The sequence below is a fragment of the Blastocatellia bacterium genome (assembly GCA_025054955.1).
Classification (GTDB): Bacteria; Acidobacteriota; Blastocatellia; order HR10; family J050; genus JANWZE01.
On record JANWZE010000128.1, the window covers coordinates 1 to 17,441 of the forward strand.

A 17,441-nucleotide genomic window follows, 5' to 3' on the forward strand; every position below is an offset into this window, starting at 1 on the left:
GTTTTGTCGGAAAACAGGACTCGCTTCAAAGAGGATTGCGACACCCTTCTGGTAACACCGTGTGAATTGTTATCTCAGAATTGGTCGGAAAACAGGACTCGCTTCAAAGAGGATTGCGACCCGTGAAAGCCCAAATTCCAACGTTGCTAAGTTTTGTCAATAGTCGGAAAACAGGACTCGCTTCAAAGAGGATTGCGACCTCTGCGTCCCGTCGGGTACGAAAGTTCCCGCGGTAGTCGGAAAACAGGACTCGCTTCAAAGAGGATTGCGACTGCGCCACCGCTATCGCATAGGCGTTCGCAACGATAGCGGCGTCGGAAAACAGGACTCGCTTCAAAGAGGATTGCGACTCCCAAACAGTAAAAAACATGATGCTGCTGGCGGCGTCGAACGGTCGGAAAACAGGACTCGCTTCAAAGAGGATTGCGACACGGGACGACCGCATAAACAGCCTTCCCGTCCTTTTTGAGGTCGGAAAACAGGACTCGCTTCAAAGAGGATTGCGACCCGACGGAAACAGAGACGACCCCGTTGTCATTATAAATGTCGGAAAACAGGACTCGCTTCAAAGAGGATTGCGACGCCCGTCCGGTCAGGCCTTACGGCTCTTCTGTAGTGTGTCGGAAAACAGGACTCGCTTCAAAGAGGATTGCGACCCAACGAAGTTGAATTTACGACGTCCTTTGGTGTCGTAGTCGGAAAACAGGACTCGCTTCAAAGAGGATTGCGACTGGATCATTCTTGTATGCTTCGACAACTTGCGCTATTGCGTCGGAAAACAGGACTCGCTTCAAAGAGGATTGCGACCGGTATTCCTGAGCAGCTGCGAAAGCCTTGCTGCGCTGGTCGGAAAACAGGACTCGCTTCAAAGAGGATTGCGACTTGTTGATTCTCAGCGCAAACTGCGCGTACCTGCTACTAAGTCGGAAAACAGGACTCGCTTCAAAGAGGATTGCGACAGCTCAACAAAATCATGTGTGAGAAACATGATTAGTATATGTCGGAAAACAGGACTCGCTTCAAAGAGGGTTGCGACCCCTACGTCGTAGCGCATTGACAAGTACTCGACGTTCGGCTGGTCGGAAAACAGGACTCGCTTCAAAGAGGATTGCGACCACGTAGTAATACAAACCCATTTTTATGGTAAGTTTGCCGGTCGGAAAACAGGACTCGCTTCAAAGAGGGTTGCGACAAACGGCCAGTCGTGACGTTAGCAAATTTGAGATTTCAAAAGTTGGAGTTTGGGAGTCGCTTCGAAGAGGAATTGTGACTCTTCAGAATCGGAGGAGATAACTGAACTTCGCGAAGACCTGCCGTCCGGTCGAACGCGTGGGCGGGCCGAGCCGCCGAATTCCTCCTGGAGAAGTCGGATCGAGCCCCAGGTTTTCCCAATGATCCGTGTACCCCACGTAGAGCGCCGTCCAGGGATTGACCAGGTACGTGAGCAAGACGTCCACGGCTATTCGCTTCTCTCGCTCCGCGCGCACCAGAGATGGATTCGGAAGCACGGCGGCATAATCGAGGATCGTTCGGAGCGAGAGTTCGCGGGTGAATTGATAGTTCACCTTTGTGCGGAGCAAGTGGTTGTTGAAGATGCTGACGGATGCCCCGCGCGGCGTGAGCGTCTCCGCCTTTGATGACGACAAGGATTCGCCGTGCGTGCCCAGGCGGCTGTAGAGATAGATTTGACTCACCCGAAGCTGCGAAGTGGGCCGAAGGGTCAGCTCCAATTCTCCAGCGGCTGTGGTCGCGGAGAAAGGAGCCAATCCAGGCGCAGGATAAAAATTGACCCCCTTTCCGAAGCGATAACTTCCTCCGAGGGTGAGCCATCGCAGCCACGCGGTCGAAGCGCTGACAATTGTCTCATGCTTCCGAAATCCCAGATCGCGAAACAGCTCGAACGATTCGGAACGGCGGAAGGAGACTTCCGTCGGTCCGGCGAATTGCGCTTGGAATCCGCTGCTGATGACCCAATCTTGAAGACGACCGCGCCGATCCCAGTTGGCGAGGGTAAAGATGTTCGGTCCGAAGCTCTGCAAGCGTTTCCCTTCGCGGAACCAACGGTATCGGACGAAATGTTCCATCTGCCGCACGTCCACGCGGCGGATGAAGCCGAGCGGGGTGTGGAATCGCGGACTGCGATCCACGTACTCCCCGGAATAGAAGAAATGCCGCCCCGAGTACGAAAGATCGAGCGAATAGGCGGGGCCGGAGAATCGTCCGCCATCGCGTTGGGTGAAGCTCTGCATGATCTGGCCGGTGAACGTCCAATTGGGACTCATTCGCAGTAACGTATCAAGGGCCAGGACACTGTTAGACTGCGACATGAAGGACCGGCGCGTGAAGAGGAGGCCGAGGCTTGATTGCTCGGCGAATTCCCGTTGCACACGGAGGACGCCAATGGCAGCCCGCCGCCCATATCCGGGATCCGTAGGGGCGACGCGCTTGCCAGGCGCCCGATCGTCAATGGCGAGCGCGCCGAGCGCCCAACGTCCCGCCTTCCCCGTCACGCGCGCGCCGAATTGGGGGTCAATGATCCGGCGAGAGAAGAAGAGGTTTTCCAATGTCTGGAAGAAGCCGGCGTTTTCCAGAAAAAACGGGCGCTTTTCCGGGAAGAAAACCTCGAACCGCTGATTGAGCGTCACCTGTGGATCGTCGGACTCGACCTGACTGAAATCGGGATTCACCGCGAGATCAAGCGTGAAGGCGTCGCGCAGGACGAACTTGGCATCCATCCCTCCCCGCCCTTCGACCTTCTTGCTCCATCCGGGTCCGTTCGTCCCCACCGGGTCGAAGAATCGAGCGGCGGCGAACGCCCCATAGGGGATGAACTGCCAATTGCGTCCCGCTGAGATGTCTTCCAATCCTTCGAGCGTCGCCAACTGTTGGAGGAACCCGGCCACGCGCCGGGTGATATAGGGCCAGAAGGCCTGCTCGTTCAGACGCGGGATGATCCGCCCGAGCGCGACCCCCCACGTTTGCGTGTGCGTCGCGGGAAATCGAAGGCTGCGGAAAGGGATGGCCATCCGGACGAGGAAACCGTCTTCCGTCAGCCGACCTTCGGAGTACCAGAGCGTATCGAAGCTGAAGTCGTCTTCCTGCCCTTCCCCAACGATCGCGTCAGCCTGGATGCCCAAAGGATTGGCCAGGAAGAGATACGCGCGGCGGCGATCTTGAAATGTGTCTAGGGTCACCCCCACGAGGTCATCTTCGAAGATCGCTTCGCGCCGAGAAAGGCGCGCGCGAACTTTCGCCGGATCGTCCTTGCAGATGAACACCACGTAGAGATGATCGCGATCGTAGGAGAGACAGGCCGTCGTCTCCAGGCTGACGGGAATCCCGTCTCCCGGTTCTCGCTGGCGAAAGTCGGACACGCACACCGCGCCCGCGTTCTGCGCTCCTTGCACAAACTCCTCCAGCCGCGGAGGAGATGAGACGCGAGAGAGGCGCAGGTGCGGACGTTCTGCTTGGGCGAACCCTCTTATGATCCCACCGAGCAAGAGCATCAGCAGAAGCGCGAATATCGAGATTCGACCTCTTCTTCTTATTATTATCATCGCTTTTCTTCCCGTTCCCTCAGTTGCTCATCGCTATCGCTATTACGGATACGATGCCGATTGGTTTCCGCAAAGCCATAAGGGTTCTATCAGTATTCGATCCGTAGGCGTTCGGGCCAATGCGCCGTAGGGACGACGGCAAAGGGGATTCACCCCAGCAGCCATCCCTCAGCGGTGCGCACGTCTATGCGCCACTGGCCGGGCATGCTCTCCCGCGTGAGGGGATATCCCCGATAGCCGCCTTCACGACCGTCTATGACTGCGTCGGCGAGCCCGCCCCGACAGTCCAACACAGGCGTTGCAAAGAGGATTGCGAGGGAAAGAAAGGAGCCAGGAGGGGGAGTCAACAGTTGCTTTGGAATGGATTGGCATCACAACGCGGGCGGCCACAGCGAGCCGCCCCGACAGTCCAACACAGGCGCTGCAAAGAGGATTGCGAGAGAAAGAAAGGAGCCAGAAGTCAGGAGCCAGGAGGGGGAATCCAGGACTCGATTCAAAATGGATTCGCATGCGCTCGCACGGCTGGCCAGCCCTCCTACAGGTCAAGAAACTGGCTAGGCATCAGTGGGGCCACAGATTCTTTATAGCGATTTTCAAGTGCCTTTGCCCGGGGAGCGCCCACCTTGGGGGCTGATGCAGGCTGGATGTGCGCGCCCCGGGGTAGATTGATTCGCAAACCGCTCTAGACAAAATCATCTGGGACTTCTCGTGCGCTGCGAGGAATAAAAAAAATTGTTTGGCGTGCTCGGCGTGTTTCGGAGGCACTTTCTGAAGGGGTTGTTCATGTCGCCGGTAGCGACGCGGGGACACAATCAAAAGCAACCACACTTTTTGGAGTGCGCCGGCAGAGCGAAGCGGCGACGGCGCTTTCGGTCCTCACACTATGCACTAGGCCAAAGCGGCGTCGCGCCCTGCGGGCTTGCCGCCGCACTCCAAAACGCATGCTCCTCTGCAAATAACCATTTTCATCATTCGTGGCATGCGCGGAGCTCATGGCCGATTCCTCGGTCAATCTCGGCCTGCATCCTTTGCAGCAATACCAACTTTCAAGTGGCGCACCGTGGCCATGCTCGTCTCTTGACTAGCAACTCAGGCGTGTGTGAGAATTGCCGCGGACATCGAAAATAATCATGTATGCTCGTGCCGGCGTAGCTCAGGTGGTTAGAGCGAGGGATTCATAACCCCTAGGTCGTTGGTTCAAGTCCGACCGCCGGCACCATCTGTTTTCAGCGCGTACAGCAAAGACGAATCGGAGCGGGTGCGGCTTTGCCTCAACGGAGCACGCAATAACGAACCATGAAAGATAGAATTTTGCATCGTTCGTGGTGTACATTGGCAGATAGGCGATTCCCGCTTAATGCCAATAGTTCGGTGAAAAACCATGTTTGATAAGGCAACATGGCGAGCAGGAACAGTACATCCCAAGCGGTAGTCTCCCATTCTCTGCACGCATTTGTATGAGATCGTCATGATGGTGGGTCGGCATCCAGGGGCTGCGTAAGCGGCTGCGAGCAGGTAGCCAGACGTGCAACGTCTTGAAAAATGACGATTCGGATATGGCCGCGCAAGCGGCTGCGAGCAGGTAGCCAGACGCGCAACGTCTGGCACAGCAGACCAAATGTTCCCGGCGCGTTGCAGACGCGCCACAGGCGCGCCTTGGTGGCCAAGGATTGAATGGCATAAACGAGCCGATGGGGAACGTGTGGCGCCCCTTCAGCGCGAACGATTGGGGGTGACGCGCTTCCAGACGTTGCGCGTCTGGCTACCTGCTGTTTGCGCCTCCGGCGCACGCTGAGCTTGGAGGTCCTCCGAATGAATCGTCCTTATGCTATGACACGCCACGAGGAACGATAAAGAAGCCACCGAGGTCACAGAGTCCACCGAGAGCGTTCTCCATCTCTGCCATCTGTGGCCTCTGTGGTTCGTTTCGGGAGAGGGTGTACCCAAACGCCGAATGACGATCGCAATTCTCGCTCAGTCAGTTCAGGCTCCATCACACCTTGGGGTTTCATGAACGTGGTATTTTTCTCTGCCATCGGAATTAGCCCCTGAAACAATTGATTCACACTTGAAACCTCTGAAAACCAGATGTAATGCCTCCAACCGACGTGCCTCGTGCCTGCGTTCACTCTACCGTGCTGCAATGCTTAAACATCAACAGATGGAATACCCGGTGAGGCAAGACGGGCCGATGCCCAACTGAATGGAACACTGATTGCATCGCGTCAGTACTGGGTCATCAGCTTGTAGAGGGCGACTACCCACGATGGCCACATTGTGATTGCGGAGGTAGCAGACTGAAAGTCGAGTATGGCGCTTCCAAATGCAATGAGGAAAATCGGCACGGGCTTGATGGGGTTCTGTTGGCTGCTCTTGCTGAGCGATGTTGCTGAAGGCGCGTCTGGACGGCACTACTTCCGCCGCTACACAGGCGCTGACGGCCTTTCGCAAGCGGTTGCGCAAGCCATTTACCAAGATCGTAGCGGATATCTTTGGGTGGGGACTCAGGCCGGATTGAACCGCTATGACGGCGCTTCATTCACGATTTACAGTATTCCACAAGGCCTGGCCAACGATTGGATAAACGCGATTGCCGAGGATGCACAGGGACGGATTTGGCTGGCGACACTGGGTGGCGTGAGCTGTTGGGAGGGTCACCGCTTCCGGAACTACACCACAGCGGACGGATTGAGCGACACTCGGATAGCTTCTTTGGTGATCGGTCAGGATGGAACGGTGTGGTGTGCCACGCCACGAGGCGTAAGCCGGTTTAATGGCTCTCAGTGGCGCACCTATACCGCTGCCGATGGTCTGCCCGCATCGAGTGTGAATGTACTGTTGATGGATCGCGCAGGGCGATTGTGGGCCGGCACGACCAAGGGGCTGGCGTATTTGCAAGGTGAGCGATTCATCGCCTTCGATCCAGATGGGCTGGCGGGCAAAGAAATTCGCAGCCTGAGCCAAGACCGGCAACGGCGGCTCTGGGTGGGACTAAACGAGGGTGTGCGAGCGTATGATGAAGGCCGGCTCGTGAAGGCCTATACCGAAGCGGATGGGCTGAGTCGTTCACCGGTGACGGCGCTGTGCGTGGACCGATATGGCATTGTCTGGATAGGAACGCCACAAGGGCTTGGCGCGATCGAGAACGACCAAGTCACCTTTCTGGCAGCCGCGCAAGGTTTGCACCATAGCGACGTGCGCGCGCTGCTGGAAGATCGTGAAGGCGTCTTGTGGATCGGCGTCTTCGGTGGTCTTTACAAATTTCAAGGACGCGCATTCACCAATTATGGAGCGGCCGAGGGCTTAGGTTCGGACTCGGTTCGGCCCATTGTGCGTGATCGTCGTGGGTGGCTCTGGGTTGGCACGATGGGCGGGTTGAGTCGGTTTGATGGTCGCGCTTGGCGAAATTTCACGGTAGCCGATGGACTGATGGATAACGCCATTTTGGCGCTGCTCGAAGATGTCCGTGGGCAGCTCTGGATCGGGACACGAGCTGGCATCAGCCTCTTTGACGGGACACGCTTCATCAAAGACCCGACGCGCGGCCCTCATGGACGAATCGTCTCTCTTGTTCAGGATCACGCCGGCACGCTGTGGTGTTCTGTTCAGCCGGACGGCCTCTTCAAACGAGTGGGCGAGCGATTTGAGCCGGTCATCGTAGAAGGTCAAACGTTTTCCAACGGGCGGCTGCTAGTTGATCGTCGTGGCGTGGTCTGGGCCTCCGGCGATAATGGATTGTCTCGATGGGATGGCCAACGCTGGAAGACCTTCACCACCAAAGATGGATTAGCCGACAATCAACCCTATTTCCTATGCGAGGATCATCAGGGACGCATCTGGTTCGGTTATCACTCTTCGCGCGGTTTGTCGAGCTTCGACGGTGTTCGCTTCACACACTACACGAGCGCTCAGGGATTAACCAATGATGCTGTCTATTCATTGGGAGTAGACCAGCAGGGGCAGTTATGGATTGGGACAGCCCGCGGTGTGGATCGGTTTGATGGTCAGACGTTCACCAACTACGGGACGGAGGAAGGCTACGCCGATCATGAATCGAACGCCGGCGGTTTTTGGGCCGACAAAGATGGGACGCTCTGGTTTGGAACCGTTGGAGGCCTCAGTCACTATAACCCGCGCTTTGACCTGACCAGAGGCGATCCGCCGCCGGTCAAACTGACGCATCTGCAACTGGGTCAAATGCGGCTTTCACCTGGCGCATCGGCGACAGTGGGCTATGAACAAAACGATCTGCTTGCCCGCGTGGCAGCATTTTCATTCGTGAATGAGAAGCGGCTGAGCTTTGAGTACCGACTACATGGATTCCGGGAAAGCTGGTCGCCATTGGAAGGACACGAAATTCGCATTACGAACTTGCCATCTGGCCAGTATACGCTGGAAGTTCGCGCGCGCAAGTATCAAGGCCCCTGGTCAGAAGCAGTCCGAGCTGGTTTTACCATCCGAGCGCCGTTTTGGCAGACGTGGTGGTTTTGGCTGCTGGCCATGGCCGTGCTCGCTATCGGCCTGTATAGCGGTTACAAGATTCAGACAGCCCGTGTTCGGCAGCGAGCCGATGAACTGGAACGGAAAGTCATCGAGCGAACCAGCGAGCTGACCCAGAAGACTGAAGAGTTGGAATCGTTCATTTACACCGTCTCACATGATCTGAAAGCGCCGGTCATCTCGCTGCAAGGACTGGCCAGCTTGCTCCAGATGGAACTGGGAGACGAGCTGAACCAAAATGCCGCTCTTTATCTGGAGCGCATCCAGGCCAACACCGTCCACATGCAACGGCTCATCGCCGAGCTGTTGGACCTCTCGCGTGTCGGGCGGCTCCGCGAACCCAAGCAGGTTGTCAAGATGACCGAGGTCGTGCGCGAGGCGATCGCTGAACTGCAAGGTCAGATTGAGATGAAGCAGGCTACGATTACCGTGGCCGACGACTTGCCCGCGGTGATGGGTGAGCGCGCCCGGCTGCACCAAGTCTGGATGAACTTAATTACCAATGCCCTGCACTACAGCCACCCGGAGCGAGCGCCCTTGATTGAAATCGGCGCGCGCGATGGAACAACTGATGGTCTCTGGCGCTATTTCATACGCGATAACGGCATCGGCATTGCTCCAGAGCATCGAGAGAAAATCTTTGACATCTTTTATCGTGTGCAAGGCAAGTATGATGGCAGCGAGAGCACTGGTGTGGGACTGGCCATCGTCAAACGCATCATTCAATCGCATGGCGGGACGGTGTGGGTCGAATCGAAAGGAGAGGGTCAGGGAAGCACATTTTGGTTTACCTTGCCAAAGGAGATGAAACACGATGAGTAACATAAAACCGACGACAATCTTATTGGTTGAGGACAACCCCGATCACGTGCTGATTATTCAGCGTGGATTGAAGGCCAATAGCATTGTCAATGAAGTGAAACTGGCTGAGGATGGGCAGGAGGCGCTGGATTACCTCTACCGTCAAGGCAAGTATGCCGATCCGCAGACGGCCCCGCGTCCGGGCCTCATCCTGCTCGACATCAAGCTGCCCAAGGTGGATGGCATTGAAGTCTTGCGCCGAATCAAACAAGACCAAAACCTGAAGACCATCCCGGTGATCATGCTGACCAGCTCAGAGCAAGAAGTGGACATCGTCAAAAGCTACCTGAACGGAGCAAATTCCTATATCACCAAGCCCATCCAGTTTGCTGAGTTCATCGAAAAAGTCCAGAAGCTGGAACTCTACTGGGTCCTGGTCAACAAACTGCCGCCGGAGTCCAGCTTTGCTGCGCCGCAGGAGGTCGTATAAGCTTGAAAGATTGGCGACATCAGAGTTCGGAGTTGGAATCGCCCTCCCTGAGGGATGAGTCAGGGTATCGCATCCTGCTGATCGAAGACCATCCTGACCACCAACTGCTGGAGCAGCGCGCCTTGCAAGGGCTGGGAGCAGGCACGCAGGTTGTTGTCGTGACTACCGCCGTTGAAGGATTGGCCGCGCTTCAGCAGCACGAGTTTGATCTTGTCGTCGCTGACTACCAAATGCCCGGCATGAGTGGGCTGGAATTCTTGCGCCGGCTCAACGAACAACAGATCGCTGTGCCCGTCATCATCGTAACGGGGTTGGGCAACGAGCGTGTGGCCGTCCAAGCCCTCAAGCAAGGCGCTTATGATTACGTCATCAAAGAAACCGGCTACTTGGCGTTGCTCCCATCAGTGGCCGAGCGAGCGATCACGGCCACCCGCACCAAGCGCCAATTGGAAGAGGCCCGCCGCCTGTTGGCTGAATCAGAAGAATGCTACCGAACGGTCACGGAAACGGCGACTGACACCATCATGATGATTGACGAAGAGAGCCGGATCACGTTTGTCAATCGCGCGGCCGAAAAGACCTTCGGTTACACACAGGCTGAGATGCTTGGTCAACCGCTCAGCTTGCTGATACCTGCGTATCAGCGTCTCGTTGATCAGGCTGATGGCAAGCTGCGGCCGGACGCGACCGACTCCGCTGTTGGACAGCAAACCGTCGAGCTAATCGGATTGCACAAGAGCGGCCAACACATCCCGCTGGAAATCTCTTTCGGTCACCTCACCAAGCAAGGCAAGCCGATCGTCACAGCCATTATCCGCGACATCACCGAGCGCAAGCGAGCCGAAGCAGAGCGCCAGGTCATCTTCGAGATCATCGAAGGCGTGGCAACGACAGCGAATCTAGATGAGCTGCTGCGCCTGATTCATCAATCACTCAAAAAGCTGATCTATGCGGAGAATTGCTTTGTGGCGCTCTATGATCGGCAGACCGAGATGTTCACCTTCCCCTTCTTCGTGGACAAGTATGATACGGTGCCGTCTCCGCAGAAGGTGGGCCGAAGCTGCACCGCTTACGTGTTTCGCACGGGTCGCCCGCTGCTGTTGACCGAAGAGTCTTTTCGCCAACTGGTAGAGCAAGGCGAAGTCGAACTCGTGGGGACCTCCTCACCGATTTGGCTCGGCGTGCCGCTGAAGACGCCGACGGAGACCATCGGCGTGCTCGTGGTTCAGCATTACGAAGACGAACATGCCTATACCGAGCGTGATTTGCAGTTACTCTGGTCTGTTGGCGGCCAAATTGCTCTGGCCATTGAGCGCAAACGGGCAGAAGATGCTTTGCGCCAGGGCGCCATGCGGCTGGAGACGCTGGTCGGCTCCATTGATGAGATCGTCATGGAGTTCGATCAAGAAGGTCGGTATCTGAACATCTGGACTACTAACGACCAGCTTCTGGTGCGACCGAAGGAAGAACTATTGGGACGCTACTCCAGCGAAGTGCTTGGTGAGGAATTTGTCCGCCCGTTCCTGGAAATTTACCGGCGCGTGCTCCTAACGGGTCACGCCGAAAGTGTGGAGTATCCCCTGGAAGTCATGGGAGGGAAACGCTGGTTCCTGGCTCGCATCAGTCCGATTCCTTCGGCTGATGGCTCCTACAAGACAGTGTGTGTGTTAGCCCGCGACATCACCGAGCGCAAGCAGATGGAGCAAGCGTTGGAGCAGCGCAACCAGCAACTGAACATCCTCTATGAGCAAGCGCGGCGCGAAGCCCAGCACAGCGCCTCGCTTGTGGAGGTCACCAGCGCCATCAACTCGACGATGCAGATTGATGAGCTGCTCGATCTGATCGTGGAGAAAGTGCTGGTACTGACCAACTCCAAACAAGGCAGCCTCTTTCTTCTGAACGAGAGCGGAGAATTAACGCCCTGCGCGCCGCGCCGGCTGGTGGAGGAACAGGCGCGCGGACTGCGTTTCAAAGTCGGCGAAGGGATTGTCGGCTGGGTGGCGCAAACCGGCCAGGGCGTGCTCCTGAATGATGTGCGGCGCCATCCGAAGTTCAAATTGACAGCCCCTTTCTGGCCGCTTTACTCCATGATTGCTGTTCCGCTGTTGATCCAAGAGAGTGTTGCCGGGGTTTTATGCATTGACCGTTTGGAAGGGGAAGAATCATTCACTCAGGATGAATTTCGGATTGTCCAGGACTTTGCCAAGCAAGCGGGACTGGCACTAGCTAAGGCGCGCCTGTTCGAGGCGCTGCGCCGGTCGCAGCAACAGTATCAAACCCTGGTGGAAGCCAGTAGCGACATCATATTCTCGCTCGACCTGGACGGACGTATCACCTACATCAACCCGGCCATTCAACACACCGGCGGCTATGCGCCTGAAGAAGTCATTGGGAAACCCTTTTTGGATTTCATCCATCCTGACGATCGAGCCACTGTCACACAACTGTTTGCCCAGCGGCTTCAGGGAGACATCCAGATGGCTGAGTTTCGCGCCATAGCCAAAAATGGTGAGGTGCGTCTCCTGCAAAGCTCAGGCCGGGCCTTAATCGAAGGCAGCCGAATCGTCAGTCTCACCGGCGTCATACGGGACGTGACCGAACAAAAGCAGGCAGAAGAAGAGAACCGCCGGCTCCAACAACAACTGCTTCACGCTCAGAAAATGGAATCAATCGGCACACTAGCCGGAGGCATTGCTCACGACTTCAACAATCTTTTGCAGGGCATTCTGGGTTACACATCACTCGTGCTGCAACAGGTGGAGCCAGGATCAGAGTCCCATCGCTATTTGCGAACGATCCTTGATTCGGCGGAGCGAGCCGCCAATCTAACCAGGCAGATGTTGACATTCAGTCGTCGTCGAGAGCCGAAGATCGAACCCATCGCCATCAATCGGCTCGTAGAAGAAAGCATCTGGATGCTACGACACATGATTCCCACCACGATTGACATTCAAACTCGACTGGCGCCAGACTTGTGGACGGTGGAAGCTGACGCGACTCAGATTCAACAGGTCCTGATGAATCTCTGTGTCAATGCACGCGACGCGATGCCCGGCGGCGGCATCCTGCGACTGGAAACAGCCAATCACGTCATTTCGCAGCCGCAGAGCCAATATCAAGGGAGCATAACTCCAGGACGCTATGTGCTCATTACCGTCTCCGATACCGGCATCGGCATGACGCCTGAGGTGCGTGAGCGCATCTTCGAGCCGTTCTTCACCACCAAAGGCGTGGGCGAAGGCACTGGCCTGGGATTGGCGGTCGTCTACGGCATCGTCTGCAGCCACAACGGGTGGATCAACGTGCAGAGCCAACCAGGACATGGGGCTGTTTTCCAAATCTATTTGCCAGCTAGCGAAAAAGAGGTCGTCAGCCAGCAATCTGTGACTGAGAGCATTACCACAGGTCAGGGAACGATTTTGGTAGTGGATGACGAACCTGTTGTCTTAAAGTTGGCCTGCGATATCTTAACCCATTATGGCTACAACACGCTGACGGCAAACGACGGAGAAGAAGCGATTCGTGTATTCGAAGAACGGATGGCAGAGATTGACCTCGTGTTGGTGGACCTGACCATGCCCAAACTCAACGGATTAGAGTGCGCCCGACGATTGCGAGCGCTCAATCCGACAATTCCGGTCATTGCCTCCAGCGGTTACAGTGCTCATACAGCAGCGAAATTGAACGGCGAAGTGAATGCCTTTGTGCCCAAGCCCTACTATCCGAAAGACCTTGCCGCGACCGTCAGCGCGATTCTGCGCAATAACACATAGGACTGTTTCGAAAAATAGCCCACGAAACACCCCAACGACGCTAAAGAATTTCTTTCTCGTCCTTCGTAGCGTGCTGTTGCCCATGAGCGATTGCCAAACAAACGAACCTTGGACCATCACGACGCGGGAAAAACAAACGAGCCTCGGACTGTCACGGCACATCCGCCAGTTGATGAAACGAGGACAGACTCAGTCCATGAAAAATAAATGAGCTTTGGACTCTCATCACACAGGTCACCCGGCTCATAAATCGTCATGCTCACAGAACAAAGAGCGCGACATGTGTAGACGCCCGTTGCTTTGCGCTCTATAATGCTCGATGGGCTTGGAGTGAGTCGGGCGGTCGCTGGCGCACACGTGCGTCAGAGGAAAGTCCGAACACCACAGGGCAGCGAGCTGGGTAACGCCCAGGCAAGTCGAATCGTTTGATTCGGCTTGACGACAAGTGCAACAGAGAACAGACCAGCTCATTCTCCAGCTCGTGCTGAGAGAATGAGTGATGGGTGAAACGGTGGGGTAAGAGCCCACCAGCGAGCGTGGTGACACGCTCGGCTAGGCAAACTCCTCGCGGTGCAAGACCAAATAGGGAGGCGGTACGAGGACGGCCCGTCCCAGTTCGCCACGCGCTGGTGGCATCACCAATGCGCTGGCGACCCAGTCTCCGGGTAGGTTGCTTGAGCCATTGAGTAATCAATGGCCTAGATGAATGACCGCCATTCGCTCCACGAGCGAAGACAGAATTCGGCTTATAGACTCGCTCCGGGCCCGCGCGCTTGTGGCCGTTAGCCTACTGGCTGTAAAACCGCACAGAACCTCACTCGCGCCAGCCACAAGCCCATCTCTGAACCACTGCTGCCATGAAGGCAGTCCACCAGCATCAGGGTTCTACTTGCGGTGGTGGAGTTCGCTCTAAAACTGCACAGAACCTCGCTCGCGCCAGGCACAAGCCCATCTGGCAACCACTGCCATGAAGGCAGTGAAGACAGTCTACAAGCATTGGGATCGTACTTGCGTTGGCGGAGTTCAAGGGATCAGTGGTGAGCCGTCTTGTTGTGAGGATCACAACTTGCTGACGTTCTCAGCTTGCGGCCCCTTTGGACCTTCAATCAGGTCGAATTCGACCAGTTGCCCCTCCTTCAGTGACTTGTATCCATCTTCGTGAATGGCGGAGTAATGCACGAAGACATCCTGGGACCCTCCGTTCGGCTCGATGAAGCCGTACCCTTTGTTATTATTGAACCACTTCACCCGGCCTTGAATTCTGGTCGGCATACTGCGTAACCTCCTGATAAAACTCAAACCCCAGCGGCGCAACAGCCGCCGGTGTCATCCGACGTCCACCGCTGTAGCCAGGATGGACATCGAAAGGCTAATGGGTATGTTCGGATTTTGTGTCAATAGGACTCGACCCGAAATGATACCCCCTTAGACGATGTCAGCATCGCGCTTTGCATCGTTCTTGTTTTTTGATACAACAAACTTCTTTGTTGAACACTACCAACACCACAGTTTTGCGAATTATTGTTTGGACGCACCGCATACTATAGCAAGTTCCAAGTGAAGTCAAGAAAAAATTATTGTTGCCTGGCGCGTTTCCAATCGCTCAGTCGCCATGCTCGTGTTCATTGGATTTTGCCAGCCCACAACAATCCGATTAACACGCCACCCAACACAAGGCGATACCAGATGAAAAGATAAGTCGTATGCGTCCGCAGGTAGCGCATGAGGAACGCAATGGCTGCATAACCGCTGAGCAGCGAGGTCACCGACGCGACCAACAAGCTCACGCCAAATTGAGGATGATTGATCAACTCATGACGAACTTCATAGAGTTGGTATAGCCCGCTGCTGACCAATGCCGGGATACTCAACAAGAACGAGAGTCGAGCGGCGACATCGCGGCGCAAGCCGAGAAAGAGGCCTGCGGTAATCGTCGTGCCGGAGCGCGACGAGCCGGGAATCAACGCCAGCGCCTGCGCCACGCCCATGACGATTGCATCCACCCAGGTGACATCTGACTCGGTGCGGTGACGTGTGGCGACGCGCTCAGCCCAGTACAAGATGACGGCCAGCCCGACTAAGGCAGCGGTAATGATCCAGAGCGAGCGCGCCTGCGACTCGATGAACTCTTCAAAGACCAGCCCACATACGACGATGGGGATCGTCCCAATCAAGCCATACCAGGCCAGACGAGAATCAACCGTCGCAAATGGCTCTCTGTCGCGGATGCCGCGCAGCGCGGCCATTGTGATGTTGACGACATCGCGCCAGAAATACCACAGCACAGCCACTAAGGTCCCCAGTTGAATGATGGCTGAGGCCGCAGCCCCTGGATCGTTCCACTGATTTCGTTCATCCACCAGCTTCAGTAACGCCGGCACGATGCGTAAGTGCGCCGTGCTGCTAATGGGAAGGAATTCCGTGAGGCCCTGAATGACTCCGAGCACAACCGCTTCGAGTAATGACATGATTCGTAACGAGCGTTCAGCGTTTCACACGCCGCGTTCAGCGCTGCGTTGCCTCCTGGTTCATGATAGCTCTCCGTTCATTGATGCTGACGCACTCATTGCCTGCCCCACGAGCCACGCGACCACACAAGCCGATGGTTAGTCGGTGACCGCTAAATTTCAATGATCACAGGAATAATGAGCGGATAGCGCGCGGTCTGTTTCGTGATGAATCGTTTCAGCGCAATGCGAATCTTCTCTTTCATCACAGCCCAATCGGTGCTTTCATCGCGTGAAGATTCCTCGACTGTGTTGATGACGACCTGACGGGCTTGTTCCAACAAATCCGTGCCATCGCCAGCGCCGATAAAGCCGCGCGTGATGATCTGCGGGACATCCTCCAAGTGACCGGTCACCTCGTTGATCATCACAATCGCCAGGACGAAACCATCTTCGGCCAGATGGCGCCGGTCGCGGATGATCAAATCTTCGACCTCTTCATAGCCCGCTTCATCAATCAACGTTCGTCCGACAAAGACGCGCTCCTGACTCAGTCGGGCGCGCTGCTCATCCACCTCGATGACCTGACCGTTTTCCGCGACGATGATGCGATCAGGATCGAATCCCAATGAGACAGCAAACTCCTTGTGCCGGCACAACCGGCGATAGTCTCCGTGAATCGGGACGAGATAACGAGGCCGCGTCGCTTGCAGAAACAGCCGCAGGTCTTCTTGACACGGATGCCCAGAGACGTGCACACCGCAGACCGTCTCATCAATGACGCGGCCACCACGCCGATAGATATGATCGGCCAGCCGTGAAACCGCTTTCTCATTGCCTGGTATAATGCGAGCTGACAAGACGACGGTGTCGCCCGGTTCAATACGAATTTGCTTGTACGATTCCGTCGCCATACGGGCTAACGCGGCCATTGGCTCGCCTTGACAGCCGGTCACCAGCAGCACAACTTTGTCGCGTGGGAATTCCTTGACGGCATGCAACGGGATCATCAGGTTGGGCGGCACATCCAGATAGCGTTCGGCCATCGCCGAGTCAATCACCCGTTGCATGGTGCGCCCGGCCACAGCGACTTTGCAACCGTAGTCGTAGGCTAAATCCAACACGATCTGGATGCGATGGATTGAGGAGGCGAAGCAGGTGACAATGATGCGGCCTGGCGCTGTCTCAAAAATTTCCTCAAACGCCGGAATCACAGCTTTCTCCGATGGCGTGCGACCAGGTCGCTCAACATTGGTGGAATCAACCAAGGCCAACAAGACACCACGATCGCCGATCTGCCGTAAACGTTCGATGTCCATCGGAAGACCGATGACCGGCGTCTCGTCAATCTTAAAGTCGGTCGCATGAACCAGCGTGCCGATGGGCGTGTCAATCACCACAGCCAGTGAGTCAATTGTGCTGTGTGTCGAGCGCACGAACTCCACCTCAAACGGGGCGATGCGCACGCGCTCACCCGGCTCAATCGGATGCAACCGGGCGCGGGCCAGCAATCCATGCTCGGCCAACTTGGGCTCGACCATCGCTACGGTGAATCGGGCGCCATAAACGGGCACATTGACCAGGCGCAGCAAATACGGCAATGCACCCACATGATCTTCATGAGCATGGGTGAGCACAACGGCCTTCAATTGATCGGCGTGCTCTTGAATAAACGTGAGATCAGGAATGACGACGTCCACGCCCGGCAAGCTTTCATCAGGGAACATCATGCCGATGTCCGTCAAGATCATTTGCTCGCCGTACCGCCACGCCATGCAGTTCATGCCAAACTCACCGAGTCCACCCAGTGGTATGAGTTCCAATTTGTTCGCGTTCACAACGACCTCTGATTCAATGATGGTGTGCGCATGAG

7 protein-coding genes, 1 tRNA gene, 1 other RNA gene and 1 CRISPR repeat array are annotated in these 17,441 nt (G+C 56.0%); of the genes, 5 read left to right on the top strand and 4 right to left on the bottom strand.

The window, feature by feature from the left end:
• Positions 1-5: 5 nt before the first annotated feature.
• A CRISPR array of direct repeats spans positions 6-1,192; the repeat unit is 37 nt; unit sequence GTCGGAAAACAGGACTCGCTTCAAAGAGGATTGCGAC.
• Between the two features lie 82 nt (positions 1,193-1,274).
• Complete coding sequence (locus NZ823_15740; GenBank protein MCS6806580.1) at positions 1,275-3,407, bottom strand: carbohydrate binding family 9 domain-containing protein; 2,133 nt, start codon at positions 3,405-3,407, stop codon at positions 1,275-1,277.
• 1,292 nt (positions 3,408-4,699) lie between these two features.
• Here NZ823_15740 and NZ823_15745 point away from each other — a divergent pair.
• The 5 genes from NZ823_15745 (at position 4,700) to rnpB (ending at position 13,886) form a co-directional block, all read left to right on the top strand.
• A tRNA-Met gene (locus NZ823_15745) sits at positions 4,700-4,776 on the top strand.
• A 1,091-nt stretch (positions 4,777-5,867) separates the two neighbouring features.
• Positions 5,868-8,879, top strand: coding sequence for an ATP-binding protein (locus NZ823_15750; GenBank protein MCS6806581.1), 3,012 nt, complete (start codon positions 5,868-5,870; stop codon positions 8,877-8,879).
• A complete protein-coding gene (locus tag NZ823_15755; GenBank protein MCS6806582.1) occupies positions 8,872-9,348 on the top strand; it encodes a response regulator in 477 nt (158 codons plus the stop codon). The genes NZ823_15750 and NZ823_15755 overlap by 8 nt, the downstream gene beginning before the upstream one ends.
• Positions 9,349-9,350: 2 nt before the next feature.
• A complete protein-coding gene (locus tag NZ823_15760; protein ID MCS6806583.1) occupies positions 9,351-13,121 on the top strand; it encodes a PAS domain S-box protein in 3,771 nt (1,256 codons plus the stop codon).
• A gap of 327 nt (positions 13,122-13,448) precedes the next feature.
• An RNA gene (gene rnpB, locus NZ823_15765) (RNase P RNA component class A) lies at positions 13,449-13,886 on the top strand.
• 294 nt (positions 13,887-14,180) lie between these two features.
• Here rnpB and NZ823_15770 read toward each other — a convergent pair.
• The 3 genes from NZ823_15770 to NZ823_15780 form a co-directional block, all read right to left on the bottom strand.
• A complete protein-coding gene (locus tag NZ823_15770; GenBank protein MCS6806584.1) occupies positions 14,181-14,393 on the bottom strand; it encodes a cold shock domain-containing protein in 213 nt (70 codons plus the stop codon).
• A 350-nt stretch (positions 14,394-14,743) separates the two neighbouring features.
• Positions 14,744-15,589 carry an undecaprenyl-diphosphate phosphatase gene (locus NZ823_15775; GenBank protein MCS6806585.1) on the bottom strand — a complete coding sequence of 282 codons (846 nt, stop codon included), beginning with the start codon at positions 15,587-15,589 and terminating at the stop codon, positions 14,744-14,746.
• Between the two features lie 152 nt (positions 15,590-15,741).
• Positions 15,742-17,406 (bottom strand): ribonuclease J, encoded by a 1,665-nt coding sequence (locus NZ823_15780; GenBank protein ID MCS6806586.1) that lies wholly within the window; start codon positions 17,404-17,406, stop codon positions 15,742-15,744.
• Positions 17,407-17,441: the final 35 nt, after the last annotated feature.